Source organism: uncultured Amaricoccus sp. (assembly GCF_937891315.1).
GTDB lineage: Bacteria > Pseudomonadota > Alphaproteobacteria > Rhodobacterales > Rhodobacteraceae > Amaricoccus.
Window position 1 is genome coordinate 14,990 of sequence record NZ_CALAGI010000023.1, and the last position, 25,336, is coordinate 40,325.

Below are 25,336 nucleotides of genomic sequence, written 5' to 3' on the forward strand. Positions count from 1 at the left end.
CGCCGCCGGGAAACCCCGACCGGACTCATCCGTCCCGGCGGACACACCGGAGCAATATCCGACCGGACGGGATCGTCTGGTGGTCAGGATCTTGCGACAGATCAATATTCCGGAACGGACGGCCCGGTTCTGCCGGGGCGGCTTTCGCCCTAGTCGGGGGCGAGCATGTATCCGGAGCCGCGGACGGTCTGCAGGTAGCGCGGCGCCCTGGGGTCGATCTCGATCTTGCGGCGGAGGCGGGTGATCTGGACATCGACGGCTCGTTCCTGCGACTGGGCGTCGCCGCCGCCAAGATTTTCGACCAGCTCGATACGCGTAACCGGCTCGTGCGCGTGGGCGGCGAAGATGCGCATCAGCATCGCCTCGGTCGCGGTCAGCCGGATCGGCTCGCGCCCGCGCCAGAGCTCGCCGCGCGTCAGATCGTAGCGCACCTCGCCGAGATGCAGCGTCTTCGGCGGTTCCGACTTCGGCGCCGGTTTTGGCACCCGGCGCAGGATGGCGTTGATCCTCAGGAGGAGTTCCCGCGGCTCGAACGGCTTCGGCAGATAGTCGTCGGCGCCCGCCTCGAGGCCCCGGATCCGGTCGTCGGCGTCGCCGCGCGCGGTCAGGAGCAGGATTGGCGTCGACAAATGCTCGCGCAGCGCGGCGGTCAGCGTCAGCCCGTCCTCGCCCGGCATCATCACGTCGAGCACGATCATGTCGAACTCCAGCCCTTCGAGCAGTCCGCGGGCATGGGCCGCGTCGCGCGCCACCGTCACCATGAAACCGCTCCGGATCAGGAATTTGCGCAGCAGATCGCGGATCCGCGCATCGTCATCGACGACGAGCACATGGGCGAACGCGGCGGGGGCGGGCTCCGCCCGGGGATCGTTCGCCCGGGAATCGTTCATGGGCGCGAGGTTTCCAGCGAGCGCAACACATGGTCGCGCAGCTCCGCGTCGATCATCTGCTCCAGGACCTTGCGAAAGCCGTGTACCGCTTCGGGGCCGGCGCTTGAGAAGGCGCCGCGCATGCGCCGGCGCTGGGCGGCGGAAAGTTCCTGCTCCAGCTGACGCCCGGCCTCGGTCAGGAAGAGATTGCGCTGGCGACGGTCGTCGCGCCCGACCCGCGCCTGCACGAGACGGTCATCGACCAGCTGGCGCAGCACGCGGTTCAGGCTCTGTTTCGTCACGCGCAGGATGTCGAGCAGCTCGTTGACCGTCAGGCCGGGACGGCGATTGATGAAATGGATCGCGCGGTGATGCGCCCGGCCGTAGGCCCGTTCCTCGAGGATGCGGTCGGGATCGGCGGTGAAGCCGCGATAGGCGAAGAACATGAGCTCGATGCCCTGGCGCAGCTGCTCGTCGGTGAGGAACAGAAGCTGCTCTCCCCGGTTCGGAGACACCGAGAAGCCGGTCTGGGGCATGGGATCCTCCGTTGTTCCGGGGCGTGCCCGGTTGCGCGCAGTTTATGTCAGGCATGTTGACATTCCAAGCGCCAAATGGTATCCCGGCGGCCGTTGGGCGAAATAAACTGTCCCCTTGGATCTCTAGCGCGCAACTATCGAAAACATGAGAGGGCAATAGCGATACGAATCGCGCGCCCGAAGGCAATCGAAGGATCGGACAAATGGCTGGGGCCTATGACAATCGCGACGGAGTCATCTGGATGGACGGCGCCTTCGTGCCCTGGCGCGAGGCCAAGGTTCACGTCCTGACCCATGCGCTGCATTATGCCAGCGCGGTCTTCGAAGGCGAGCGGGCCTATAACGGCGTGATCTTCAAGAGCGCGGAACATACCGAGCGGTTGCTGAAATCCTGCGACTATCTCGAAATGCCGCATCCCTACTCCTTCGACGAGATCGAGGCGGCGAAAAACGACGCACTGAAGAAGAGCGGCCTCGACGACGCCTATGTCCGGGCGCTGATCTGGCGCGGCTCGGGCGAGGACATGGGCGTCGCCTCGGCGCGCAATCCGGTGCATCTCGCGATCGCCGTCTGGGAATGGGGCGCCTACTATGGCGACGCCAAGATGAAGGGCGCCAGGCTCGACATCTCGAAATGGAAGCGGCCGAGCCCCGAGACCATCCCCTCCTTCGCCAAGGCGAGCGGCCTCTACATGATCTGCACCATGTCCAAGCACGCCGCCGAGGCCAAGGGCTGCTCCGACGCGATCATGCTGGACTATCGCGGCTACGTGGCCGAGGCGACCGGCGCCAACGTGTTCTTCGTGAAGGGCGACGAGGTGCATACGCCGCTGCCCGACGCCTTCCTCAACGGCATCACCCGACAGACGGTGGTCGCCATGCTGCGCGAGCGTGGGGTTAGGGTGGTGGAGCGGCACATCCTCCCCGAGGAGATGGCGGATTTCGAGCAGTGCTGGTTGACCGGCACCGCCGCCGAGGTGACGCCGGTCGGATCGATCGGCGACTATACGTTCGAAGTGGGCGAGCTGACGCGGCGGATCGCCGACGACTACGAGAAGCTGGTGCGCGGGCAGCTGGTCAGCGCCTGATCCTTCCACCGGCCGGCGGCGCGATCAGGCGCCGCCGCAATCCCGGGCGAGGCCGCGCAGGAGTTCGGCGCCCCGGTCGAGGCGCGACTCGAGCACGCGATCGGCGCTGAGGAACGGCGTGAGGCGGGCGGCGCGGGCGAGTTCACGGGCCGCCACCACCGCCCGAACCTTGTCGCGGACCCGGGCGCGGAGTGTCGGGGGCGGGCGGTCGGCGACGGGCGGGGCTTCGGGGTCGAAGGTCGCCGCGGCGTCCTTGCCCGATACTTCCTTCGCCGGGGCGCCGCGGCGGACGAGGCCGCGGAGGCGGGTGATCGGCGCGAAAAGTTCCAGCGCCTCGAACCGCACCTCCATGCTGTCGGTCCAGTCGAGCCATTTGAATATCTTGAAGCCGCCGACCCCGCTGCGCACCGGGCGCCAGGGCACGCGAAAGGCGTCGGCGAGGATCGCCGCGTGCAGCGATTCCGCCAGCACGAGGCGCGAGCCGGCGATGGCGCGGATCACCTCCTGCGAGTCGCCCCGGGGCGAGAGATAGCCGATGCCCGCCGACCGGCAGATCGCCGACCAATCATAGTCCGGGTGAACGTCGCTTTCCCAATGCGGCACGAAAAGGGTCTGGCCGCCGGTGGCGCGTTCGGCGAACCGCGGCAGGCGGGCGGTCATCACCGCGCTGTCGGTGAGCGCGGCCGTGGCCGGCAGGCCGAGCGCGGCGGCGGTGCGCGGGCCGCGCACGAAGCGGATGTCCCAGTCGGCCGGGTCCATCGGCGGCGGCTGGCCATAGCCGGCGCCCGCGCCGGCGACGATCTTGACGCCGGCCGGCAGCGCGAGACCGGTGGTCAGCAGCGAGCCGACGCCGATCAGATGCCCCGGCGCCGCCCAGTCGCGCCAGCCGGGCAGCACGTCGTCCCAGAACCACTGGTTCATGTCGTCGCCGAAATTGCCGCGCGGCGCGTGCCAGTGAAAAAGCTGCACCGGGGTATCTCCGTTTCAGGTGAGGAGGATGAGGGTTCCCGGCTGCTCAGTCGCCGGTCAGGAGCGCGTCGCGGCTGGAGAAGCTGATCTCGATCTCCTCGCCCGGGACCGGGGGGCGGCTGGCCGTGTTGTTGAAGATATCGAGGCTGATCGGCGCGGCGCCGACCATGGCCCGGATCCGCACCACCGAGCCGAGAAAGCTGACATCGCGCACCGGCGCCCGGATCGTCACGTCGTTGTCCGGGCGGGCGCCGAGCAAGATCGCCTCGGGCCGCAGCGACAGGGTCACCGCGCGCCCCGCCGGCCCTTCGACCGGTTGGCCGAGGGCGACGGTCTGGCCGGCGATCTCGCAGGCGCCGGTCGCAGGATCGGTCAGCCGCGCCTCGAGCGTGTTCAGATGGCCGACGAAGGTTGCGACGAAGCGGGTCGCGGGTTTGGAATAGATTTCGAACGGATTGCCGATCTGCTCGGCGATCCCGTTGTTCATCACGACGATGCGGTCCGACATGGACAGCGCCTCTTCCTGGTCGTGGGTCACGTAGATCGTGGTGATGCCCAGCTTCTTCTGGATCGCGCGGATTTCCTCGCGCAGGCTGACGCGGATCTTCGCGTCGAGCGCCGACAGCGGCTCGTCGAGGAGCAGGAGCTTGGGCTGCCCAGCCAGCGCGCGAGCGAGGGCGACGCGCTGCTGCTGGCCGCCGGACAGCTGGAACGGGTAGCGCGTGCCGAGTTCGGGCAGCTTGATGATGCCGAGCATCTCGGCGACGCGGGCGTCGATCTCGGCCCGAGACCGGCCGGCGATCTTCATGCCGAAGCCGACGTTCTGCGCCACGGTCATGTTCGGAAACAGCGCATAGGCCTGAAAGACCATGCCGATGTTGCGCTGGTTCGGCTTCAGGTTGACCACGTCCTTGCCGTCGATGCTGATCGAGCCCTCGCTCGGCGTCTCGAAGCCCGCGACCATGCGCAGCGTCGTGGTCTTGCCGCAGCCCGAGGGGCCGAGGAACGAGATGAACTCGCCCTTCTCCACCGCGAGGTTGAAGTCCCGGACCACGTGGGTGGTGCCGTAGAACTTCTGCAGATGCCTGAGATCGAGGAATGCCATGCCTATCGCGCCGCCTGGGTATGTCTGGAAAATCGGGTGACGAGCTGGATCAGCCCCATGCAGGCCCAGGTGATGGCGAAGGCGATCACCGCGAGCGCCGCCGGCTCATAGGCCCGATTGGCGCCGAGCAACTGCATGTACGGGCCGAAGGCCGGCCGGTTGAGCAGCGCGGCCATGGTAAACTCGCCGATGACGATGGCGAAGGTGAGAAAGGCGCCCGAAAGCACCGCGACCAGCACGTTGGGCAGGATCACCCGGGTCATGATGGTGAGCCAGCCGGCGCCGAGGCTCTGGGCCGCCTCGGTCAGGGTCGCCACGTCGATGGCACGCAGGCCGGTATCGACCGCCCGATACATGTAAGGCAGTGCCAAGGTGGTGTAGCCCAGCATCAACAGCAGATTTGTCCCCGACGCGGTACCGGTCAGTGGCAGGATCGACGAGGTATTGAACATCCTGACATAGCCGAACACGATGACGATCGCCGGGATCACCAGTGGCAGCAGGGTGATGAACTCGATGATCGGCCGCCAGCGCGGCAGCTTCAGCCGCACCCAGTAGGCGGTCGGCACCACCAGGATCACCCCCATCCCGATGGTCAGCAGCGCCATCACCACCGAATAGCCGAAGGTGGCGTGGAAGTTCGGATCGGAGAGCACAACCCTGTAGGCATCGAAGCTGTAGACCCCGCGCCGCATGCGGAGCGAGAACTCGACGGTCGCGATCAGCGGCACGAAGAAGTAGATCATCCCGAAGGCGAGGGCGAGCCAGGCCCAGAAGCGGTTGGTGCTCATTTGATCCAGCGCTCCGCCCGAACCCGCATCCAGATATAGAGCGCATTGCCGATGCCGGTGACCACGATCATCCCGAAGGCGAGCGCGTAGCCGAGATGTGGGTCGCCGAGCACGTCGCCGCGGATCTGGGCGAAGAGCAGGATCGGGACGATGGTGAGCGACGAGCCGGTCAGCGCATAGGCGGTCGCCACCGCGCCGAAGGCGTTGGCAAAGAGCAACGCCAGTGTGCCGAGCAGCGTGGGCCAGAGAATCGGCAATGCCACCATGCGCCAGTACTGGAACTGCGAGGCGCCGAGGATTTGCGCGGCCTCGCGCCATTCGCGCTTCAGCCCGTCGAGCGCGGGGGTGACGATCAGGATCATCAGCGGGATCTGGAAGAAGAGGTAGGTGAGCGTCAGCCCCCAGAAGGAGAGCAGGTTGAAGCCAAGCGCGAAGAGGTTGATGCCGAACCAATCGCGCAACATCACGGTCACCAGGCCGAGCCGCCCGAGCGTGGCGAGAAAGGCGAAGGCGAGCGGCACGCCGGCGAAGTTCGAGGCGACGCCCGAGAAGGTCATCACAGGCCCGCGCAACCAGCGCGGCAGCGCGCCGAGCGTCACCGCCCAGGCGACCGCGAATCCGATCACGCAGCCGAGGAAAGCCGAGGCGAAGCTGATACGGATCGAGATCCAGAAGGAACCGAGGATCGCCGGCGTGAAAAGGTTGGCGACGTTGCGCAGCGTGAAGGCGCCCTCCGGATCGCGGAACGCGCCGACCACGATCTGCATTGTCGGCAGGATCAGGAACAGTAGCGCGAAGGCCAGGAACGGCACGACGCCGAGCCAGTTCCAGGCAGCCTTCGCGTCCTTGCCTTGCGCCATTCAGCGATCCTCGCGGGGGGCTCGCGGCGGCGCCGGCGCCGCCGCGGTCCGGGTCAGTTGGGGACGGTTACGCCGACGACGCCGTCCCAGTTGCCCTTGATCTCGGCCGACATGGCTTCCTGCTGCTCGAGCGTCGAGAAGATCGCCGCCTCGTAGGCATCCGCCGGCGGCAGCTTGTCGAGCAACGCCTGCGGGATCACGCCGCGCGCGGCCAGGTCGTTGAAACGGATCGGGTGGCAGTAACCCTCCAGCCACTTGATCTGCCCCTCGTCGGAATAGAGATACTCCATCCAGAGCTTGGCGGCGTTCGGATGCGGGGCATAGGCGCTGATGCCCTGCACATAGACGCCGGCGGTTACGCCGCTCTTCGGGATCACGACGGTCACCGGAGGGTTGCCCTTCAGCGTATCGCGGCCGGTGAGCGCGTTATAGTCCCAGTAGATGACGATCGGCGTCGCGCCCTGCGCCAGAGTGCCGGCCTTGCCGGTGACGGGCACGAAGTTACCGGCCTTGTTGAGGTCGGCGAAGAACTTCAGACCGGCGTCGGCCGCCGCCTTGCCCGGCTCCGCGCCGGTGGCGAGCCCTGCCGCGTGCACCGCGCTGATCGCCTGGTTCGAGGCCTTCGGATCCCCCGAGAGCGCGACGCTGCCCGCGAATTCGGGCTTCAGCAGGTCCGCCCAGTCGGCGGGCGGTTCCGGCACGAGGTCGTTGTTCACCATGAACGACATGACGCCGTAGTAGTCGCCGTACCAGTGGCCGTCGGGATCCTTGATTTCGTCGGGGATCGTGTCCCAGGTCGAGACCTTGTAGGGCTGCAACAGGCCCTCCTTCTGCGCCGCCGGACCGAACGAATAGCCGATATCGACCACGTCGGGAGCCTGCGGGCCCTTGTTGTCCTTGTTGGCGCGGATCGCCTCGATCTCGTCGGCCGAGCCGGCGTCCGGATTGAGCTCGTTGACTTCCAGGCCGTACTTCGCCTTGAACCCGGCGATCATCCCGCCGTAGTTGCACCAGTCGTGCGGCAGCGCGACGGTCGTGATCGTGCCCTCGGCCTTGGCGGCGGCGATCAGCTCCTCCGATGGCTCCGCGCGCGCGGTTTGAGAGAGTGCGAGCACGAGTCCGAGGCCGACCAGCGCGGTTGTGGATTTCAGATGCGGCATCAGTGATCCCCTGTTGTTGGACGCGCCCCGCTGGGCCGTCCTTTTTGGCGCGGCCCGCCGAGGTTGCGGCGCGGACGCGACCGGCTGAAGTTAACGGGCTTTTTTGACAATCTGGCAACAGAAGATCGCAGCTAGCGCTAACAACCCGCCGTGCCCGGAGCCAGCCCCCGCGCCGATGCCACCGCGGCGCGAATGAGCCCCGGCGGATCAAGTCGCGGCGCGCCAGCCGGCTGACCCGATGCACAAGATTTCGGCAGAAGTTGAAAATCGCGACGGGCCGGCGCGGAAACCATATCGCGGTGGCGGAACATTCGTTAACAATCCGGGACGCGCGGCGATCCCGCACCCAAAGGGCGTGGTCTGACCGGCTTGCCCCCGCGCCTCGGCGCGGGGGTCGGCATATGGGCGGAACCGCGGTTCCTGTGCTCAACCCTCGGTGATCGACACCGCCACGGCCTGCGTCAGCGAGACGCGGACCTTCGAGCCCGGCGCCCGGGCGGCCGCGAAGTTGCGCAACTCCGGCGGAACGGTGGCGTTGTGGGTGGCGCCGTCGGGTGTGCGGAAGGTCGCGAAACCGTTCTTGGGATTGTAGGACAGCACGGTCACCACGACATCGCGGTTCACGACGGCGGCGCCGCCCGGCTTCGAACCCGCGGGCGCACGGCCCGCGGCGACCGTCGTGGTCTCCGCCGGGGCGTCGGGGTCGGCCATGCTGAGAAAGACCGATTCATAGAAATTGAAGGTGACGTGGTCACCCTTTTCCAGCTGGGCGAGGTTGCGCACTTCGGGCCCGGCCACCACGCTGACCACCTGGCCGTCATCGCCGCGGAGGACGACCTCCCGGGTGGCGGGATCGACCGATTCGACCACTGCGCTGGCGGTTACCAGATTTTCCGATACGGCGGGGCGTGACTCGGCGCAGGCGGTGAGCGCCACCGCCGCGACGGCGCCGAGCAAGAAAGTCCTGAAGCGCATCTGTTCCTCCTCTGGATGCCGCGGCGTTCATAGAAGCGGCGGCCGGGCGCCACAAGCCGCGGCGGGTTGGCGGGCTCGGATCCGCCATCATGCCCTTCGGGGAACACGACAACTTGACCGGTCGGTCAAAATCGGCAAGAAGGCGAAACGCATTGGTTTCGCGAATTTCGCCGCTCGCGGAAGCGGGTGATTTGGGACACAGGTATACGGGTCGCGCGATGCGCGACATTGACTTTGCATGACCGACCGCGATGTGATGTTCGGCACGCGCGAGGACGGGGCTGGTGGTGGGGTACGACGAGCGATGATCAAGCGCCTGATAATAGCTATCATTCTCCTGGTAATCGTTGTCGGCGGCATCGTCGGCTTCAACATCTTCCGGGCCAATGCGATCAAGGGTTTCTTCGCCAGCCGCCAGCCCGATCCGGTGACGGTCTCGACCATCGAGGTCGCACCCTCGACCTGGTATCCCGGGATCGAGGCGATCGGCACGGCGCGGGCGGCGCAGGGCGTCAATCTCGGCGTCGAGACGGCCGGCATCGTCAAGGAGATCCTCTTCGCCGCCAACGACCGGGTCGAGCTGAACCAGCGGTTGGTGCAGATCGACGATGCCATCGAGCGCGCCGATCTCGAGGCCGCGAACGCGACGCTGAACCTCAGCAAGACCCAGCTCGCCCGCGCCGAGACACTGAAGGCGCGCGGCGTCTCCGCCACGACCGACGTCGACGAGGCGCAGGCGACCGCGACCAGCGCGCAGGCCGAGGTGGTCAAGCTCACCGCGGTCATGAACCAGAAAAGCCTCGAGGCGCCGTTCTCCGGCGTCATCGGCATCCCTCAGATCGATGTCGGCGAATACGTGGTTCCGGGCACCGTCTATGCCACGCTGCAGGATCTCGACACGATGCGCGTCGATTTCTCGGTGCCCGAACAGCAGATCCGGCTGATCGCCATGGGTTTGCCGGTCACCGTCTCCTCCGAGGTCGGCACCACCGAACTGACTGGCGAGGTGAGCGCCATCGAACCGAGGATCGACCCGAACACCCGCCTCGTCACCATCCGCGCCGCCGTGCACAATCCCGACGCCAGCGTCAATCCGGGCCAGTTCCTGCGCGTGCGGGTCGAGTTGCCGAAGGAGGAGGGGGTGATCTCGCTGCCGCAGACGGTGGTGAGCTCGAACCTCTATGGCGACTCGGTCTATGTCGTGCGCACCGAGGGCGAGGGGGACGAGGCCAAGCAGAAGGTGGAACAGGTCTTCGTGCGGATCGGCCGCCGGTCGGGCAATCAGGTCGAGATCCTCCAGGGCCTGAAGCCGGGAGACGTGGTGGTGACGGCGGGCCAGAACCGGCTCTCGGGCGGGGTGCCGGTGCGGATCGACAATACGGTCAATCCCGCCACCGCCAACCCGACGCCGATCGACTAGGGGCGCCGGCATGCATTTCAGCGAGCTCTTCATCCGCCGGCCGGTCCTGTCGACCGTCCTCGCGGCCTTCATCCTGCTCATCGGCTTCCAGGGCATCTTCAGCCTGCAGGTTCGCGAATATCCCGAGGTCGAGGAGACGGTGGTCACCATCACCACCATCTATCGCGGCGCGCCGCCGGACCTCATCCAGGGCTTCATCACCTCGCCGATCGCCGCCGCCGTGGCGACGACCGAGAATATCGACTATGTCACCTCGCAATCGACGCCCTCGGCCAGCATCGTCAGCGTGCACATGAGGCTGGGGGCGAACCCCGACGTCGCACTGACCGAAGTGCTGGCCAAGGTCCAGCAGGTGCGCGGCCTGCTGCCCGACGGCGCCGACGATCCCTCGATCGTCAAGGGTACCGGCCAGCAGTTCGCCCTCATGTATCTCGCGGCGCAGAACCCGAACATGAACGCCGAACAGATGACCGAATATCTCGAGCGGGTGATCCGGCCGAGAATGTCGACCATCCCCGGCGTGGCCGAGATCGAGATCATCGGCGCGGCCAACTATTCCATGCGGGTCTGGATCGACCCGCTGCAACTCGCCGCCCGCGGCGTCACCGCCTCGGACGTGCTGACGGCGATCAGCGCCTCGAACTTCCTCTCGGCCCCCGGCAAGACCGAGAACGAGTTCTTCATCTCCTCGATCACGCTGAAATCGACCTTGCAGTCGCCGGAGGCCTTCGGCTCGCTGCCGATCCGCTCGGACGGCGACGCGGTGGTGCGGCTGCGCGACGTCGCCCGCATCGAGCTCGGCGCCGAGAACCACGACACGATCGTCACCTTCAACGGCGCCGAGGGCACCTTCATCGGCGTCTTCCCGACGCCGGCCGCAAATCCGCTCGACACCGCCGACGCGGTGGTCGCCGAGTTGCCGTCGATCAACGCCGCCCTGCCACAGGGCATGAAGATCGAGCTCGTCTACGATTCGACCGAGACGATCAGCGCCTCGATCGATGAGGTGTTCAAGACCATCGCCGAGGCGGTTGCCATCGTCGTCGTGGTCATCCTGCTGTTTCTCGGCTCGTTCCGGTCGGTGCTGATGCCGATCGTCACCATTCCGCTCTCGCTGATCGGCGTCTGCGGCGTGCTGCTGGCGCTCGGCTACTCGATCAACCTCCTGTCCCTGCTCGCGATGGTGCTCGCCATCGGCCTGGTGGTGGATGATGCGATCGTGGTGGTGGAAAACATCCACCGCCATATCGAGGAGGGGCTCAGCCCCATGCAGGCCTCGATCGTCGGCATGAAGGAAATCACCGGCCCGGTGGTGGCGATGACCATCACCCTCGCCGCCGTGCTGACCCCGCTCGGCTTCACCGGCGGGCTGACCGGGGCGCTCTTCCGCGAATTTTCCTTCACGCTGGCCGGCGCGGTCATCATATCGGGCATCGTCGCGCTGACCATCACGCCCTCGATGTCGGCGCGCATCCTGAAGGCCGGCGATGTCGGCCGGTTCCAGCGCATCGTCGACCATACGTTCGACAGTCTCGCCAACTGGTACGAGCGCCGGGTGTCGAGTTCGCTCGACTATCGTCCGGTGACGCTGATCGTGGTCGCCTCGCTCCTCGGGGCGACGGTCTTCATGTTCCTCAACACCACGAGCGAACTGGCACCGGAGGAGGATCAGGGCGCGCTCTTCGCCATCCTCAACGCGCCGCGCTATGCGACCAATGAATACACCAAGCTCTATACCGACCAGATCTCGGAGCTGACCCAGGACATCGCCGAGGTGAAGACCGATTTCTCGATCGCCGGCATCAGCGGCACGCCGAACATGGCCTTCTATATCTGGGCGCTCAAGGACTGGGCCGACCGCGACCGCTCGCAGAGCGCGGTCCAGCAGGATATCCAGGCCCGGCTCGGCCAGAACGCCGGCGTCGAGGGGTTCGTCTTCTCGCCGCCGTCGCTGCCCGGCTCGGGCGGCGGCCTGCCGATCTCCGTCGTGCTGCAGTCGGTGCACGACCCGGATCGGGTCTACGAGGTCGCCGAGGAGATCAAGACGAAGGCCCAGGCGTCGGGCCGGTTCATCGTGGTGCAGAACTCGCTGGCCTATGACCAGCCGGAGATCCGCGTCACCATCGACCGCGACCGCGCGGCCAGCCTCAACGTCTCGGTCGCCGAAATCGGCAACACGCTCGGCCTCCTCGTCGGCGGCGGCTCCGTCGGGCAGTTCGACCGCGATTCCAACAGTTACGACATCATTACCCAGGTGCCGCGCGAATGGCGCAACAATCCCGAGCGGCTGGGCGAGTTCTTCGTGCGCGCGGCGAATGGCGACATGGTGCCGCTCTCCTCCGTGGTGACGGTCAGCACCACCGCGTCGGTGGCGGCGGTCGAGCAGTTCAACCAGCTGAACAGCGCGACCATCTCGGCCCTGCCCCTGCCCGGCGTCACCTCGGGCGACGGTCTGGCCACCATTCGCGCGATCATGGAGGAGAGCCTGCCGGACGGGTTCTTCATCGACTATTCCGGCCAGTCCAGGCTGGAGGTACAACAGGGCAATACGCTGCTCGTCGCCTTCGGCCTCGCGATCCTCGTCATCTATCTGGTGCTGGCCGCGCAGTTCGAGAGCTTCCGCGACCCGCTCATCATCCTGATGTCGGTGCCGCTGTCGATCTTCGGCGCCATCCTGCCGCTCAACCTCGGGCTCGGCACGCTCAATATCTACACGCAGGTCGGGCTGATCACACTGATCGGCCTCATCACCAAGCACGGCATCCTGCTCGTCGAGTTCGCCAACCAGCAGCGCGAGATGCATGGCCTCACCCGGCGCCAGGCGATCGTCGCGGCCGCCAAGGTCCGGCTGCGGCCGATCCTGATGACGACCGCCGCGATGGCGCTCGCCGTGGTGCCGCTCATTCTCGCCGAGGGCGCGGGCGCCGCCGCGCGCTATTCGATCGGCCTTGTGATCTTTACCGGCATGATGGTCGGCACGGTGTTCACGCTCTTCGTGGTGCCGATGTTCTATACCTACATCTCGCGCGACGACGCGGCCTTCGCCGCCGACATGGCCTCCGAGGCGCATACGACCGCGCAGGGCGAGCACGCCTGAACCGGAACCCCTCGCCGTGGCGCGGGGTTTCCAACGCATGACGCGCCCGAGCGACCTGCTGACACCGCGGTCCGAGGGGCTCTATTGCCCGCCCGGCGATTTTTACATCGACCCGACCCGGCCGGTGGCCCGCGCCCTGATCACCCACGCCCATTCCGACCACGCACGGCCCGGCCACGGCGCGGTGCTGGCGACGCGCCAGACGCTCGATGTCATGGCGATCCGCCTCGGCGCCGATTTCGCTGGCGAGACCCAGGCCATCGGCTATGGCAAGCCGCTGGCGGTCGGCGGCGTCGAGGTGACCTTCCATCCGGCCGGCCATGTGCTCGGCTCCGCCCAGATCGAGGTCGCGCATCGCGGCCTGACCATCGTCGCGGCCGGCGACTACAAGCGCGCGCCGGATCCAACCTGCGCCGCGTTCGAGCCGGTGCCCTGCGAGGTGTTCGTCACCGAGGCGACCTTCGGCCTGCCGGTTTTCCGCCATCCGCCCCCGCGCGAGGAGATCGGACGCCTGCTCGCCTCGCTGACGCTCTTTCCCGAGCGCGCGCATCTCGTCGGGGTCTACGCGCTCGGCAAGGCGCAGCGGGTGATCCGCCTCCTGCGGGACGCGGGGTATGACGCGCCGATCCATATCCACGGCGCGCTCGCTCCGCTCTGCGACTACTACGCCGCCGAGGGCGTGGCACTCGGCCGGCTGGAGAGCGCGACGGTCGAGCGCGGGCGCGGCGCCGGCTTCGGCGGCCAGGTGGTGCTCGGCCCGCCCTCGGCCTTCGCCGGCCCTTGGGTGCGCCGCTTCGCCGATCCCCTCATTGCCTTCGCCAGCGGCTGGATGGGGGTTCGCGCCCGCGCGCGGCAGCGCGGGGTCGAGCTGCCGCTGATCGTCTCGGATCATTGCGACTGGACCGAGCTGACCGCCACCCTGACCGAGCTCGCCCCGCGCGAGACCTGGGTCACCCACGGGCGCGAGGAGGCACTGGTCCGCTGGTGCGCGCTCCACGCCCTCGCCGCGCGCCCCCTGCGTCTCGTCGGCTACGAGGACGAGGCGGACGATTGATCCCGCGTTAACCGAAAGCCGCTTCAGGCGTGCCGCGTTAACCAACTGGAAGCGGCAAGGGGCGCAGGATGCCTCGCATCGAATCGTCACGAGGGTGATCGCGAGGTAGCGCATGCCAAAGGATTTCTTGCCGACGGACTGGTTCCGCTTCGACATCGCCGCGAATATCGACCTGGCACGTCCGGGCATCTACGAATGGCGCATCGATGGCGTCGGCTCCTACGTCGGCCAGTCCTGCCAACTGCGCCGACGGCTGAGCCAGTACGCCGCCAACCTGCGCCGGATGCGCGACGGCCTGCCGCGTCGTGTGGCGAGCCAGGACAGCCACCGCGATATCCATCAGGCGCTGTCCGACGCGATCGGGCGGGGGCGGTCGGTTTCCGTCACGGTCATCGAGAATTGCGAACTGACCGAACTCAACGCGCGCGAGCGCTTCTGGGCCGTCCGTCGCGGCGCGCTCAACGGCTGATCCGGGCGCGTCCTTCCGCTACTCCGCCCAGTCCCGCGCGACCCAGTCGCTCGGCAGGAGATAGTGCCGCAGATAGCGCAGGGGCGGATCCGGCCGGTCGGGGCTGAAGAGGCCGAACAGATGGCCGAGGCGGCTGTTCGGCCGATAGTGCCGGCCCCAGTGCCCGGCGATCGCATGCGGTGGCAGCAGGCCGCCCGGGAAGATCACCACCTTGGTTCCGTCCGGTAGCCGCGGCCGCAGGAAATAGTTCAGCGGAAACGGCCGGGCACAGTCGTTGCGAAAGCCCCGCACCCAGCCCGGCGGCCAGAAGCCGATGCCGCCCGGCGCCTCCCGCGTGACGAAGCGCTGCTCGAAGCGGTAGGCGTCGGCGATTCCCTGCGGATCGGCGCGAAACCGCTCCCACAACGGCAGGAGCTTGCCCACGGGAAAGCGGAACAGCGAGGTCTGGCCCAGCTTCTCCAGCGGCGTGCTCGGATTGCGCGCGAGTATCACCTCGTCAGAATCGCCGAAGGCGAAGAAATCGTCCATCGGACCGGTCACCACCAGATCGAGATCCATGAACAGCACCGGGCCGCGCAGATCGCCGAGCCGCGCCCCCCACAGCCGCGCCTTCGGCCAGATGCCCTTGGTGCCGGTCGGCATCGCCACGCCGAGCGGCGGCAGCGGCTCGCAGCGCACCTCGCGCCGAATGCCGTCGGCATTGTCGGTAAAGCAGGTGAACGTGAAGGGCGGCGTCAGGTGCCGGGCGACGCCCGCGTAAAGCCGGTTCACGTAAGGCGGGCCGTATCGGGTGCCCCAATTGATGCAGATGACCTGCTTCAGCATCGGCTCACCCCGCGCCAGCTTCAGAAATCGCTGGCGATGCCCTTCAGCTCCCAGTCACCGAAGCGGATCGGCTCGGGACCGTCGCGCCCGCCAAGCTCGCGCGGCAGGTCGAGCGGCTTCGCGGCGGCGCGCCGGGTGACGGCCTCGGTCAGCGCGCGGGCGGCGGCCGCGGCCTGCCGCGCCTCTTTCTCCTTTGGCTCGCTCGACATATATACCTCCGTGACGGCCATGGCCGATCATAGAGCGGCCGCGAACTCGGCCGCAAGGGTCGCGGGGGAGCGATGAACTACTTCAGGACGATGCTGCTCTTGTCGGCGCTGACCGCGCTTTTCATGTGCGTCGGCTGGCTGATCGGCGGCACAGGCGGCATGTTGACCGCGCTCTTGTTCGCCATCGGTACCAACGCCTATGCATACTGGAACTCCGACAAGCTCGCGCTCCGCATGCATGGCGCCGAGGCGGTGACGCGGGCCAGCGCGCCCGAGCTCCACGACATGGTGGCCGAACTCGCCCGCCGCGCCGATCTGCCGATGCCTCGGGTGATGATCGTGCGCGGCGACCAGCCGAACGCCTTCGCCACCGGGCGCGACCCGAAGAACGCGGCGGTCGCGGCGACCACCGGCATTCTCCAGGTGCTGTCGCGCGAGGAGCTCGCCGGCGTCATCGCCCACGAACTCGCCCATATCAAGAATCGCGACACCCTGATCATGACCGTCGCCGCGACCGTGGCCGGTGCCATCTCGATGCTGGCGCAGTTCGGCATGTTCTTCGGCGGCAACCGTGACCGCGACAATCCGATGGGCGGGCTCGGCGCGTTGCTGGCGGTTCTGGTCGCGCCGCTCGCCGCGATGATCATCCAGATGACGATCAGCCGGACGCGGGAATATTCCGCCGACCGGCTCGGCGCCGAGATCAGCGGCGACCCGCTGGCCCTCGCCAGCGCCTTGCGCAAGATATCCTCCTATGCCAGCCGGATCGAGATGCCGAGCGCCGAGCGCAATCCCGCCTCCGCCCCGCTCTTCATCATCAATCCGCTGTCGGGCGCGCGCATGGACAACCTCTTCTCGACCCATCCGAATGTCGAGAACCGGATCCGCGCGCTCGAGGAGATGGCGACGCGCGGCGGTCCGGCCCGGCCCGACCCGACGCAGCGGCCGACCACGATCCCGAGCGCCGGCCGCCGCGGCGGCCAACGTTGAACGCCGCCGCCTCGGGCGTACCCGGTCTCGCCGCGCGGCGGGCGGCGGCGGAGCTGATCGCCGGCGTGCTGGAACGGCGCGAGAGCCTCGCCGATCTCACCACCGCCGAGGATGGCCCGCTCGCCCGGCTCGATCCGCCGGAACGCGCGCGGGCGCGGACCGTGGCGACCGGCGTGCTGCGCCACCTTGGGCGGATCGACGCCCTGCTTGGTGGGTTCCTGCGCAAGCCGCCCCCACAGGCCGCCCGCGACGCGTTGCGCATCGCGGTCGCCGAGATCCATCTCGACGGCGTTCCGGCGCACGCGGCGGTCGATGGCGCGGTCCGCCTCGCGCTGACGCATCCCAAGGGCCGGCATTTCTCCGGCCTCGTCAACGCCGTCGCCCGCCGGGTCGCCGAAGGCGGCGCCGCGCTCTGGGACGCCGCGCCGGAAGCGCCGTTGCCCGACTGGATCGCCGCGCCGGTGCGCGCCGCCTGGGGCGCCGAGGCGCTGGCCGCGATCGAGGCCGCGCATCTGATCCCGCCGCCCATCGACCTGACGCTCCGCGGGTCGGCGCCCGAGGGGCTCGACGCGGAACCCCTGCCGACGGGCTCGCTGCGGCTGCGCGGCCGGCCGCGGATCTCGGCGCTTTCGGGGTTCGGGGATGGCGCCTGGTGGGTGCAGGACGCCGCCGCGGCCTTGCCGGCGCGGCTGCTCGGCCCCGTCGCCGGCCTGCGGATGCTCGACCTCTGCGCGGCGCCGGGCGGCAAGACGGCGCAACTCGCGGCCGCGGGGGCGCAAGTCACCGCGCTCGACATTTCGGAACCGCGGCTGCGCCGCCTGCGCGAGAATCTCGCGCGGACCGGCCTCTCCGCCGAGATCGTCGTCGCCGACGCGCTCGGCTGGGTGCCGGAGACGCCGTTCGACGCGATCCTGCTCGACGCGCCCTGTTCCGCTACCGGCACCCTCCGCCGCCATCCCGACCTGCCACACCTGCGGAGCGGGCGCGAGCTGCCGGCGCTGACCGCGTTGCAATCAATGCTCCTTGCCCACGCCTGGACGATGCTGCGGCCCGGCGGCCGGCTGGTCTATTGCACCTGCTCGCTGCTCCCCGCCGAGGGCGAGGCGCGCATCGCGGCCTTTGTCTCCGAGACCCCGGACGCCCGCCGGCTCCGCTCCGATCCGGCCGCGCTCGGCATTGAACCGGGCTGGCTCGACGCCGCCGGCGCCCTGCGCACCCGGCCGGATTTCTGGGCGGAGCGCGGCGGGATGGATGGCTTCTACGCCGCGCTCCTCGAAAAGAGCCCGCAACCCGCGTGACGCCGCCGCGGCGGGAGGCTAAGGTCCGCGCCTGACCGCGTTTTCCTCCGGAACAATTGCCGCCGATGCCCCGATCCGCTCTGACCCTGAAGGCGCTGGGTGTCCGGCTGTCGCGGTCCTGGCGGGCCTGGCGCAACCGGCTGCGCGCCCGGCGGGCCCGGCTCGGCGGTCCCCCCGGGCCGGTCGCGGCGCTGCCCGGCCCGATCCTGCTCGGCGACGCCGACGCCGGACAGAAGCTGGTCTCCGGCGGCTGGGCGCCGCTCGGCCTCGATCTTCGCGTAGCACCCGCCTCGATCTGGGACATCGGCCTGCCGGAAGGGCCGGTCGGCGACCGGCTGGAGGATCTGCGGCAGTCCTGCCTCTGGCTCGACGATCTCGCGGCGCTCGGCAGCCGGCAGGCGCGACTGCTGGCGCAAGGGTGGACGCAGGACTGGATCCGTCATTTCGGCGGCGGCAATGGCCCCGGCTGGACCCCCGAGCGCGCTGGCCGGCGCGCCAAGCGCTGGGTCGCGCATTCGGCGATGCTGACCCAAGGCCTCGACCCGACCGCGACGGACCGCTTCTGGCGCGTGCTCGCGATGCACCAGCGCTATCTCGATCAGGCCTGGCCCGAGGCGCCGGCCGGCCTGCCGAGGCTCCGCGCGCTCGCCGGCCTCGTCTGGACCGGGCGCGTGCTGCCGCGGGCGGAGCAGGGGCTGACGCTGGCGCATCTCGGCGCGCTGGCGGATGAGCTGATCGACGGCGAAGGCGCGGTCGCGACCCGCGCGCCCGAGGATCTCGCCGAGACGGTGACCCTGTTGATCTGGACCGCGCGCCTGCTGGAGGACGGCGGTCAGAACGCGCCCCGCGCGCTGCTCGCCGCCATCGCCCGCGCCGTGCCGGTCCTGCGGCCGCTGCGCCTCGGGGACGGGACGCTGGCGCGCTTTCATGGCGGGGGACCGGGCGCGCCGGACCGGCTCGACCAGGCGCTGGCCGAGCTGCGGCTGTCGGTTCAGGCCAAGCCGCGGCTCGCGATGGGCTATGCGCGGCTGACCGGCGGGCGCGTGGTCGTCGTGATGGACGGCGCCGCGCCGCCCGCGGACGACTGGGCGCTCGGCGCCCACGCCGCCGCGCTCGGTTTCGAGATGAGCGTCGGTCGGCAGCCCTTCGTGGTCAATGTCGGCCCCGGCGGCCAGTTCGGCGCGGATTGGGCCCGGCTCTGCCGTGAGACCGCGGCGCAGAGCACGGTCGAGGTCGACGGCCGCTCGCTCGCGCGGATCGAGACGCGCGATCTGGCCGCCCGCGTCCTCGGCCCGCGGCTCGAGGACGGTCCGACCCTCGTCTCCGTCCGTCAGGCGCAGGATGCCACCGGCATGTGGCTGCTCGCCACGCAGGACGGTTACGCCGCGACCCACGGCCTGCTGCACGAGCGCCGGATCTTCGTCGAGGCCCGCGGCGCCGAGGTGCGCGGCGAGGAGATCCTGACGGTGACCGATGCGCGCGCCCGGGCGCGGCACGACCGGGCGGCGGCCGACGGGCCGGTCGGCTTCGCCGCGCGCTTCCATCTGCATCCGGCCGTCCGGGCCGAGCTTGATCCCTTTCGCCAGGTCGCGTCGCTGACCCCGCCGTCGGGCGAGATCTGGATGTTCCGTGTCGCCGGCGGTGCGCTCGAGATCGAGGATTCGGTCTGGTTCGACCCCGCGCTGGCCGCGCCCGTGCCGACCAAACAGATGGTTGTCCGCGCCGAAGTGGTCGAGTATCTGGGGCAGATCACCTGGTCCTTCGGCCGCGTCGGCGAGGCGCCGCCGAGTTCGGCGCGGCCGACGGCCACCGATTCTGATCCCGATACTGATCTCTGAGGAGCCTGTCCGTCGATGCCGTCCGAACTCGTGCCGATCACCCGCGCCCTGCTGTCGGTTTCCGACAAGACCGGCCTCATCGAGTTGGCCCGGGATCTCGTCGCGCGCGGCATCGAGCTCGTCTCGACCGGCGGCACCGCGACCGCGCTGCGCGCCGCCGATCTGCCGGTGCGCGATGTCGCGGCACTGACCGATTTCCCCGAGATGCTGGACGGCCGTGTCAAGACCCTGCATCCCATGGTGCACGCGGGCCTGCTCGCCGTGCGCGACAATCCCGCGCACCGCGCGGCCCTCCGCGACCACGGCATCGGACCGATCGATCTGCTGATCGTCAATCTCTATCCGTTCGAGGCGACCGTCGCCGCGGGCGCGAGCCGGGCCGACTGTATCGAGAACATCGACATCGGTGGCCCCGCCATGCTGCGCTCCGCCGCGAAGAACCACCGGTTCGTGACCGTCGTCACCGATGTCGAGGATTACGACGCGCTGCGCGACGAACTGGACCTGCGCCGGGGCGCGACCAGCCTCGCCTTCCGCGAGGCGCTGGCGCTGACCGCCTTTGGCCGCACCGCCGCCTACGACGCCGCCGTCTCGGGCTGGATGGCCGGCGCGCTGGGCGAGCCGCGGCCGCGGCGCCGGGTCTTCGGCGGACGCCTCGCCCAGAGCCTGCGCTATGGCGAGAACCCGCACCAGTCCGCCGCCTTCTACCGCGACGGCGCCGTTCGGCCCGGCGTCGCCACCGCCCGCCAGCTTCAGGGCAAGGAGCTGTCCTACAACAATATCAACGATACCGACGCCGCCTTCGAACTCCTCGCCGAATTCGCGCCCGAGGACGGCCCGGCCTGCGCGATCATCAAGCATGCCAATCCCTGCGGCGTCGCCCGCGGCGGCTCGCTGATCGAGGCCTACCGCGCCGCCTATGACTGCGACCGCGTCTCGGCCTTCGGCGGCATCGTCGCGCTGAACCGGACACTCGACGCCGAGACCGCGGCCGCCATCGCCGAGATCTTCACCGAGGTGGTCATCGCGCCGGAGGTCACCCAAGCCGCGGCCGAGCTGTTCGCGAAGAAGAAGAACCTGCGGCTGCTGGTGACCGGCGGCCTGCCCGATCCGCGGGCGCCCGGTCTCGCCTGGCGGCAGGTGGCGGGCGGCTTTCTCGTTCAGGATCGCGATGGCGGGCGGATCGCCGCCGCCGACTTGCGCGTCGCGACGAAGCGCGCGCCGACCGAGGCCGAGATCGCCGACCTGCTCTTTGCCTGGCGGGTGGCGAAGCACGTGAAGTCGAACGCGATCGTCTATGCTCGGGGCGGGGCCACCGTCGGGATCGGCGCCGGCCAGATGAGCCGCGTCGATTCGACCCGTATCGCCGCCCGCAAGGCCGAGGACATGGCCGCGGCGCTCGGTCTGTCCGAGAGCCCGACCAAGGGCTCCGTCGTCGCCTCGGACGCGTTCTTTCCCTTCGCCGACGGTTTGCTCGCCGCCGCCGAGGCCGGTGCCACGGCGGTGATCCAGCCCGGCGGATCGCTGCGCGACGCCGAGGTGATCGCCGCCGCCGACGCCGCCGGCCTCGCCATGGTCCTGACCGGCGTCCGGCATTTCCGCCACTGATGGTGATCACGCCGAACCGCCGTCTCGGTCGCGCGCTCGCCGTCGCCGCGCTCGTCTTCGCGCTGGACCGGATCAGCAAGATCTGGGTCGTCGAGCATCTGAACCTGCGCGGCCTGCGCCGGATCGAGGTGTTCGATCCCTGGTTCAACCTGACCATGGCCTGGAACCCCGGTATCAATTTCGGCCTGTTCGACATGGGCTATTCCGGGCGCTGGCTGCTGATCGGCCTCGCCCTCGTCATCGTCGCGGCGCTCCTTGTCTGGGTCCGCCGCGGGCCGGGCGGCTGGCTGCGCCCGATCGGCGCGGGCGCGATCATCGGCGGCGCGATTGGCAATGTCTGGGATCGCGCCACCTATGGCGCGGTGGCCGATTTCCTCAATTTCAGCTGCTGTGGGATACGCAATCCCTTCGCCTTCAACATCGCCGACGCCGCGATCTTCGGCGGCGCCGCGCTGCTCGTCTTCGCCACGCGCGAGCCGGCGCCGAAGCCGCGCAACAGGACGTGACGCGCCCGTCATTCCGCGGTAAGCACGGGTCCGATCGGACCTGACGAGGACGAGGATGCGCTCTGCCAACCTCCTGCGCCTGACCGCGCTGCTTCTGGCCGCGGCCGCGCTCGCGGGTTGCGCCGAAGGCGGGGTCGCGGGCAATCTGCGCGCCGCGGGCATCGGCTCGACGCCGGACGAGTTCATGGTTCTGCCGACGAAGCCCCTCGAAATGCCCGCCGATCTCGCCGCGCTGCCGTCGCCGACCCCGGGCGCCATCAATCGCGTCGACTACCAGCCGGAGCTCGAGGCGGTGGCGAGCCTGACGGGCAAGCAGGCGCCGGCCGGTACCGCGAGCGCCGGGGCGCTGATCGCCCGCGCCGGCCCGGTCGATCCCAATATCCGCCCGGAACTCGCCGCCGCCGACGTGGTCTATCGGCAGGAGAACCGCGGCCTGCTGCTCCCGCGGCTGATCCTGAAGGACGACGAACTCCTGACCTATGGTGGCGAGATGCTGGACCGCGGCGCCGAGTTCGAGCGCCTGCGCGCGCAGGGTGTCGGCGTTCCTCCGGCGCCGCCGACCGTCGTCGCGGAATAGCCGCGCGACGGAACGTCCACGTTAACCAATAACCGCTGGCACCGGCACCTGCTTGTGCTATAAATTGCGGTATGAACGCTGCGACCCACAACATAGCGGCTGAACCCCGCTCGATCCGGCGCCCGATTCGCCAGCTCGACGCGGCGGCGGCCAACCGGATCGCGGCGGGCGAAGTGGTGGAGCGGCCTGCCTCCGCGATCAAGGAGCTGGTTGAGAACGCGCTCGACGCCGAGGCGCGGCGGATCGCGATCGCCTATGCCGACGGCGGCAAGACGCTGCTCCGGGTCGCCGACGACGGCGCCGGCATCCCGCCCGAGGAACTGCCGCTGGCGCTCAGCCGCCACGCCACCTCCAAGATCGACGGCACCGACCTCACGGATATCCGCTCCTTCGGCTTTCGCGGCGAGGCGCTGCCGTCGCTGGGCGCTGTCGGCCGGCTGACCCTCACCTCGCGCTGGGCGTCGGCGCCGGAGGCGGCGAGCCTCACCGTGCGCGGTGACGAGACCGGCGGCGTCCGTCCCGCCGCGCTCGCCCGCGGCACGGTGGTCGAGTTGGCCGGGCTTTTCTCCGCCACGCCGGCGCGCCTGAAATTCCTGCGTTCGGACCGCGCCGAGGCGCAGGCGATCGGCGAGGCGGTCCGCCGCCTCGCCATGGCCGCGCCCGGTGTCGGCTTCACGCTGACGGACGTCACCGAACCCGGCGCGCCGCGCGAACTCCTGCGACTCGATCCCGAGCCCGGCGATCTCTTCGATGCGCTGCCCGGCCGGCTGCGCGCGATCCTCGGCGCCGATTTCACGCAGAACGCGCTGCCGATCGAGGCGGGGCGCGACGGGCTGCGCCTCGCCGGCTTCGCCGCGCTTCCCACCTTCTCGCGCGGCGCGGCGGTGGCGCAATATCTCTTCGTCAACGGTCGGGCGGTGCGTGACAAGCTGCTGGTCGGCGCGCTGCGCGCCGCCTATGCCGACGTGCTGGCCCGTGATCGTCACCCGGCGGCGGCGCTGTTCCTGACCTGCGAGCCGGAAGCGGTGGATGTGAATGTGCATCCCGCCAAGGCGGAGGTGCGGTTCCGCGACCCCGGCCTCGTGCGCGGCCTGATGATCGGCGCGCTGAAACAGGCGCTCGCCGCGGCCGGTCACCGCGGTGCCACCACCACCGGCGCCGGCATGCTCGGCGCCTTCCGTCCCGAGGCGGCGGTCGCCCGTCCGATCTGGCCTGCCCGCCCGAGCCTCCCCACCCGTGCCGCGCTCGGTTTCGCCGAGGAACTGCTCGGGCCCGAGGGTTGGTCCGGTCGCGTCGAACCGGCGACGCCCGCCGTGCCCGCCGAGGAGGCGCCCGCCGACTATCCGCTCGGCGTCGCCCGGGCCCAGCTGCATGCGACCTATGTCGTCGCCCAGACCGCCGACGGCATCGTCATCGTCGACCAGCACGCCGCGCATGAGCGGCTGGTCTACGAGCGGCTGAAGGCCGAGCGGGGGGCGGCGCGTGTTCCCGGCCAGATCCTGCTCATCCCCGAGATCGTCGAGCTCGACGCCGCCGCCCGCGCCGCCCTGCTCGACGCGGCGCCCGAACTCGAAACGCTCGGACTTGTCATCGAGCCCTTCGGCGGTGGCGCGCTCTGCCTGCGCGAGACCCCGGCGATCCTCGGCGCGGTCGATGGTCGCGCCCTGCTCGCCGACATCGCCGACGCGCTGATCGAGGACGCGGGCCGCGGGCTCGGCGCGCGGATCGACGCGGTGATCAGCCGCATATCCTGCCACGGCTCGATCCGCGCCGGCCGCCGGATGACCGGCCCCGAGATGGACGCGCTTCTGCGCGAGATGGAGGCGACGCCGCTCTCCGGCCAGTGCAACCACGGCCGGCCGACCTATGTGGAACTCAAGCTCGCCGATGTCGAGCGGCTGTTCGGCCGACGATGATCACCATCGGCTCCACCGTGATCGCTCTCGACGATCCGCGGCTCTGGGCGGCCGCGGCGGCCATTCTCGTCGCGGTCCTGCTGCTCCGGGCCAGCGCCCGCGCCGCGCGCGCGACCGAGCCGCTGGCGCGGCATCTCCTGGAGCTCGACGGCGCGGTGCGCGCGCTCAACGATGGCCAGCAGCAGCTGCATGGCGGCATCACCCACGTCGCCGAAGCGCAGGCCGCCGCGCAGGCGCGGGTCGCCGCCAGCATGGAAAGCCGCCTCGCCGAGGTCACCCGCGCCATGGGCGACAGCCTCGGCGCCTCGGCGCAGCGCACCGCCCATTCGCTCGGCGAACTGCAACAGCGGCTGAGCGCGATCGACAAGGCCCAGACCAATATCGAGAAGCTCTCCGGCGACGTACTCGGCCTGCAGGACATCCTCTCCAACAAGCAGACCCGCGGCGCTTTCGGCGAGATTCAGCTGCGCGAGATCGTTACCCGCGCGCTGCCGCCCGACGCCGCCACCTTTCAGACGACGCTGTCCAATGGAACCCGCGCCGATTGCCTGATCCACCTGCCGCTGCCGCCGGGCCCGATCGTGGTGGATGCGAAATTTCCGCTCGAAGCCTACGAGGCGCTGCGGGGCGCCAAAGGCCCGGCCGAGCTCGCCGCCGCCGGCCGCGGCATGCGGACCGCGATCCGCGCCCATATCAAGGCGATCTCGGAGAAATACATCATCGAGGGCGAGACGGCGGAGGGGGCGCTGATGTTCCTGCCCTCCGAGGCGGTCTATGCCGAGCTGCACGCCAATTTCGCCGATCTCGTGCGCGAGGGCTTCGCGGCGCGGGTCTGGATCGTGTCGCCGACCACCTGCATGGCGACGCTGCATACGCTGCGCGCCGTGCTGAAGGACGCGCGGATGCGGGCCGAGGCGCATGCGATCCGCCGCGAGCTCGGCCTGCTCTACAAGGATGTCGAGCGGCTGTCGGCCCGGGTCGGCAATCTCGACCGGCATTTCGGCCAGGCGCAGAAGGATATCGAGGAGATCCGCATCTCCGCCGACCGCGCCCATGGCCGCGCCCGGCGCCTCGAAGCGATCGACTTCACGCCCGAGGCGGACCTCGACGAGCCGACGGCCTCGGTCAACATCACGCGCCTTCCGGGGGTCTCGTCGTAGGGGGGCGGATGCTTGC

General features: G+C 69.4%; 23 protein-coding genes. 13 read left to right on the top strand and 10 right to left on the bottom strand.

Annotated elements, in window-relative coordinates; genetic code table 11:
* Positions 1-149 precede the first annotated feature (149 nt).
* Positions 150-890: a response regulator gene (locus Q0480_RS01525; RefSeq protein ID WP_299129956.1), complete on the bottom strand. Its 741-nt coding sequence runs from the start codon at positions 888-890 to the stop codon at positions 150-152.
* Complete coding sequence (locus Q0480_RS01530) at positions 887-1,405, bottom strand: MarR family transcriptional regulator (RefSeq protein ID WP_299129957.1); 519 nt, start codon at positions 1,403-1,405, stop codon at positions 887-889. The genes Q0480_RS01525 and Q0480_RS01530 overlap by 4 nt, the downstream gene beginning before the upstream one ends.
* 203 nt (positions 1,406-1,608) lie before the next feature.
* Between Q0480_RS01530 and Q0480_RS01535 the strand changes: the two genes are divergently transcribed.
* Complete coding sequence (locus Q0480_RS01535; RefSeq protein ID WP_299129959.1) at positions 1,609-2,493, top strand: branched-chain amino acid aminotransferase; 885 nt, start codon at positions 1,609-1,611, stop codon at positions 2,491-2,493.
* A gap of 24 nt (positions 2,494-2,517) precedes the next feature.
* Here the strand turns inward: Q0480_RS01535 and Q0480_RS01540 are convergent, their stop codons facing one another.
* From Q0480_RS01540 to Q0480_RS01565, 6 genes are all read right to left on the bottom strand, one after another.
* Complete coding sequence (locus Q0480_RS01540; protein ID WP_299129961.1) at positions 2,518-3,462, bottom strand: hypothetical protein; 945 nt, start codon at positions 3,460-3,462, stop codon at positions 2,518-2,520.
* Positions 3,463-3,508: 46 nt separating this feature from the next.
* The gene (locus Q0480_RS01545; RefSeq protein WP_299129963.1) at positions 3,509-4,567 is read right to left on the bottom strand and encodes an ABC transporter ATP-binding protein; all 1,059 of its coding nucleotides are present in this window, start codon (positions 4,565-4,567) and stop codon (positions 3,509-3,511) included.
* A 2-nt stretch (positions 4,568-4,569) separates the two neighbouring features.
* Positions 4,570-5,358, bottom strand: a complete 789-nt coding sequence (locus tag Q0480_RS01550; protein WP_299129964.1) for an ABC transporter permease — start codon at positions 5,356-5,358, stop codon at positions 4,570-4,572.
* A complete protein-coding gene (locus tag Q0480_RS01555; RefSeq protein WP_299129966.1) occupies positions 5,355-6,218 on the bottom strand; it encodes an ABC transporter permease subunit in 864 nt (287 codons plus the stop codon). The genes Q0480_RS01550 and Q0480_RS01555 overlap by 4 nt, the downstream gene beginning before the upstream one ends.
* Positions 6,219-6,271: 53 nt before the next feature.
* Complete coding sequence (locus tag Q0480_RS01560) at positions 6,272-7,378, bottom strand: ABC transporter substrate-binding protein (protein ID WP_299129968.1); 1,107 nt, start codon at positions 7,376-7,378, stop codon at positions 6,272-6,274.
* Between the two features lie 426 nt (positions 7,379-7,804).
* Positions 7,805-8,353: a hypothetical protein gene (locus Q0480_RS01565; RefSeq protein ID WP_299129969.1), complete on the bottom strand. Its 549-nt coding sequence runs from the start codon at positions 8,351-8,353 to the stop codon at positions 7,805-7,807.
* Between the two features lie 238 nt (positions 8,354-8,591).
* Here Q0480_RS01565 and Q0480_RS01570 point away from each other — a divergent pair, with 238 nt between their 5' ends.
* The 4 genes from Q0480_RS01570 (at position 8,592) to Q0480_RS01585 (ending at position 14,393) form a co-directional block, all read left to right on the top strand.
* Positions 8,592-9,773, top strand: a complete 1,182-nt coding sequence (locus Q0480_RS01570) for an efflux RND transporter periplasmic adaptor subunit (protein WP_299129970.1) — start codon at positions 8,592-8,594, stop codon at positions 9,771-9,773.
* Positions 9,774-9,783: 10 nt separating this feature from the next.
* Positions 9,784-12,870 carry an efflux RND transporter permease subunit gene (locus tag Q0480_RS01575; protein ID WP_299129972.1) on the top strand — a complete coding sequence of 1,029 codons (3,087 nt, stop codon included), beginning with the start codon at positions 9,784-9,786 and terminating at the stop codon, positions 12,868-12,870.
* 37 nt (positions 12,871-12,907) lie between these two features.
* Positions 12,908-13,924: a ligase-associated DNA damage response exonuclease gene (locus tag Q0480_RS01580; protein WP_299129973.1), complete on the top strand. Its 1,017-nt coding sequence runs from the start codon at positions 12,908-12,910 to the stop codon at positions 13,922-13,924.
* A gap of 112 nt (positions 13,925-14,036) precedes the next feature.
* Positions 14,037-14,393, top strand: a complete 357-nt coding sequence (locus tag Q0480_RS01585; RefSeq protein WP_299129975.1) for a hypothetical protein — start codon at positions 14,037-14,039, stop codon at positions 14,391-14,393.
* Positions 14,394-14,411: 18 nt separating this feature from the next.
* On the opposite strand, the gene Q0480_RS01590 is transcribed toward Q0480_RS01585, so the two are convergent.
* Together Q0480_RS01590 and Q0480_RS01595 are read right to left on the bottom strand one after the other, a co-directional pair.
* Positions 14,412-15,218, bottom strand: coding sequence for a glycosyl transferase (locus Q0480_RS01590; RefSeq protein ID WP_299129977.1), 807 nt, complete (start codon positions 15,216-15,218; stop codon positions 14,412-14,414).
* A 20-nt stretch (positions 15,219-15,238) separates the two neighbouring features.
* Entirely contained in the window at positions 15,239-15,427 is a 189-nt protein-coding gene (locus tag Q0480_RS01595) for a DUF1674 domain-containing protein (protein ID WP_299129978.1), read from the bottom strand.
* A 72-nt stretch (positions 15,428-15,499) separates the two neighbouring features.
* Here Q0480_RS01595 and htpX point away from each other — a divergent pair, with 72 nt between their 5' ends.
* The 8 genes from htpX (at position 15,500) to rmuC (ending at position 25,320) form a co-directional block, all read left to right on the top strand.
* The gene (gene htpX, locus Q0480_RS01600; RefSeq protein ID WP_299129980.1) at positions 15,500-16,417 is read left to right on the top strand and encodes a zinc metalloprotease HtpX; all 918 of its coding nucleotides are present in this window, start codon (positions 15,500-15,502) and stop codon (positions 16,415-16,417) included.
* On the top strand, positions 16,414-17,715 hold the full coding sequence (locus tag Q0480_RS01605) for a transcription antitermination factor NusB (protein ID WP_299129982.1): 1,302 nt from the start codon (positions 16,414-16,416) through the stop codon (positions 17,713-17,715). The genes htpX and Q0480_RS01605 overlap by 4 nt, the downstream gene beginning before the upstream one ends.
* A 65-nt stretch (positions 17,716-17,780) precedes the next feature.
* Positions 17,781-19,553 carry a heparinase II/III family protein gene (locus Q0480_RS01610; protein ID WP_299129984.1) on the top strand — a complete coding sequence of 591 codons (1,773 nt, stop codon included), beginning with the start codon at positions 17,781-17,783 and terminating at the stop codon, positions 19,551-19,553.
* Positions 19,554-19,568: 15 nt separating this feature from the next.
* Entirely contained in the window at positions 19,569-21,161 is a 1,593-nt protein-coding gene (purH, locus tag Q0480_RS01615) for a bifunctional phosphoribosylaminoimidazolecarboxamide formyltransferase/IMP cyclohydrolase (protein WP_299129987.1), read from the top strand.
* Positions 21,161-21,667, top strand: coding sequence for a signal peptidase II (gene lspA, locus Q0480_RS01620; protein WP_299129988.1), 507 nt, complete (start codon positions 21,161-21,163; stop codon positions 21,665-21,667). Before purH ends, lspA begins: the two co-directional genes overlap by 1 nt.
* A gap of 55 nt (positions 21,668-21,722) precedes the next feature.
* Entirely contained in the window at positions 21,723-22,244 is a 522-nt protein-coding gene (locus tag Q0480_RS01625; RefSeq protein WP_299129990.1) for a DUF3035 domain-containing protein, read from the top strand.
* A gap of 71 nt (positions 22,245-22,315) precedes the next feature.
* The gene (gene mutL / locus Q0480_RS01630) at positions 22,316-24,160 is read left to right on the top strand and encodes a DNA mismatch repair endonuclease MutL (protein ID WP_299129991.1); all 1,845 of its coding nucleotides are present in this window, start codon (positions 22,316-22,318) and stop codon (positions 24,158-24,160) included.
* On the top strand, positions 24,157-25,320 hold the full coding sequence (gene rmuC, locus Q0480_RS01635; RefSeq protein WP_299129993.1) for a DNA recombination protein RmuC: 1,164 nt from the start codon (positions 24,157-24,159) through the stop codon (positions 25,318-25,320). The genes mutL and rmuC overlap by 4 nt, the downstream gene beginning before the upstream one ends.
* The last annotated feature ends 16 nt before the right edge of the window (positions 25,321-25,336 follow it).

Excerpts from the sequence above, each read along its gene's own strand:
- Q0480_RS01580 (WP_299129973.1), top strand. The coding sequence starts at position 12,908 with ATGACGCGCCCGAGCGACCTGCTGACACCGCGGTCCGAGGGGCTCTAT.
- Q0480_RS01555 (WP_299129966.1), bottom strand. The coding sequence starts at position 6,218 with ATGGCGCAAGGCAAGGACGCGAAGGCTGCCTGGAACTGGCTCGGCGTC.
- Q0480_RS01535 (WP_299129959.1), top strand. The coding sequence starts at position 1,609 with ATGGCTGGGGCCTATGACAATCGCGACGGAGTCATCTGGATGGACGGC.
- Q0480_RS01625 (WP_299129990.1), top strand. The coding sequence starts at position 21,723 with ATGCGCTCTGCCAACCTCCTGCGCCTGACCGCGCTGCTTCTGGCCGCG.
- Q0480_RS01545 (WP_299129963.1), bottom strand. The coding sequence starts at position 4,567 with ATGGCATTCCTCGATCTCAGGCATCTGCAGAAGTTCTACGGCACCACC.
- lspA (WP_299129988.1), top strand. The coding sequence starts at position 21,161 with ATGGTGATCACGCCGAACCGCCGTCTCGGTCGCGCGCTCGCCGTCGCC.
- Q0480_RS01550 (WP_299129964.1), bottom strand. The coding sequence starts at position 5,358 with ATGAGCACCAACCGCTTCTGGGCCTGGCTCGCCCTCGCCTTCGGGATG.
- Q0480_RS01595 (WP_299129978.1), bottom strand. The coding sequence starts at position 15,427 with ATGTCGAGCGAGCCAAAGGAGAAAGAGGCGCGGCAGGCCGCGGCCGCC.
- Q0480_RS01560 (WP_299129968.1), bottom strand. The coding sequence starts at position 7,378 with ATGCCGCATCTGAAATCCACAACCGCGCTGGTCGGCCTCGGACTCGTG.
- Q0480_RS01585 (WP_299129975.1), top strand. The coding sequence starts at position 14,037 with ATGCCAAAGGATTTCTTGCCGACGGACTGGTTCCGCTTCGACATCGCC.
- Q0480_RS01590 (WP_299129977.1), bottom strand. The coding sequence starts at position 15,218 with ATGCTGAAGCAGGTCATCTGCATCAATTGGGGCACCCGATACGGCCCG.
- rmuC (WP_299129993.1), top strand. The coding sequence starts at position 24,157 with ATGATCACCATCGGCTCCACCGTGATCGCTCTCGACGATCCGCGGCTC.
- Q0480_RS01575 (WP_299129972.1), top strand. The coding sequence starts at position 9,784 with ATGCATTTCAGCGAGCTCTTCATCCGCCGGCCGGTCCTGTCGACCGTC.
- Q0480_RS01565 (WP_299129969.1), bottom strand. The coding sequence starts at position 8,353 with ATGCGCTTCAGGACTTTCTTGCTCGGCGCCGTCGCGGCGGTGGCGCTC.
- Q0480_RS01570 (WP_299129970.1), top strand. The coding sequence starts at position 8,592 with ATGACCGACCGCGATGTGATGTTCGGCACGCGCGAGGACGGGGCTGGT.
- Q0480_RS01530 (WP_299129957.1), bottom strand. The coding sequence starts at position 1,405 with ATGCCCCAGACCGGCTTCTCGGTGTCTCCGAACCGGGGAGAGCAGCTT.
- Q0480_RS01525 (WP_299129956.1), bottom strand. The coding sequence starts at position 890 with ATGAACGATTCCCGGGCGAACGATCCCCGGGCGGAGCCCGCCCCCGCC.
- mutL (WP_299129991.1), top strand. The coding sequence starts at position 22,316 with ATGAACGCTGCGACCCACAACATAGCGGCTGAACCCCGCTCGATCCGG.
- Q0480_RS01610 (WP_299129984.1), top strand. The coding sequence starts at position 17,781 with ATGCCCCGATCCGCTCTGACCCTGAAGGCGCTGGGTGTCCGGCTGTCG.
- purH (WP_299129987.1), top strand. The coding sequence starts at position 19,569 with ATGCCGTCCGAACTCGTGCCGATCACCCGCGCCCTGCTGTCGGTTTCC.
- htpX (WP_299129980.1), top strand. The coding sequence starts at position 15,500 with ATGAACTACTTCAGGACGATGCTGCTCTTGTCGGCGCTGACCGCGCTT.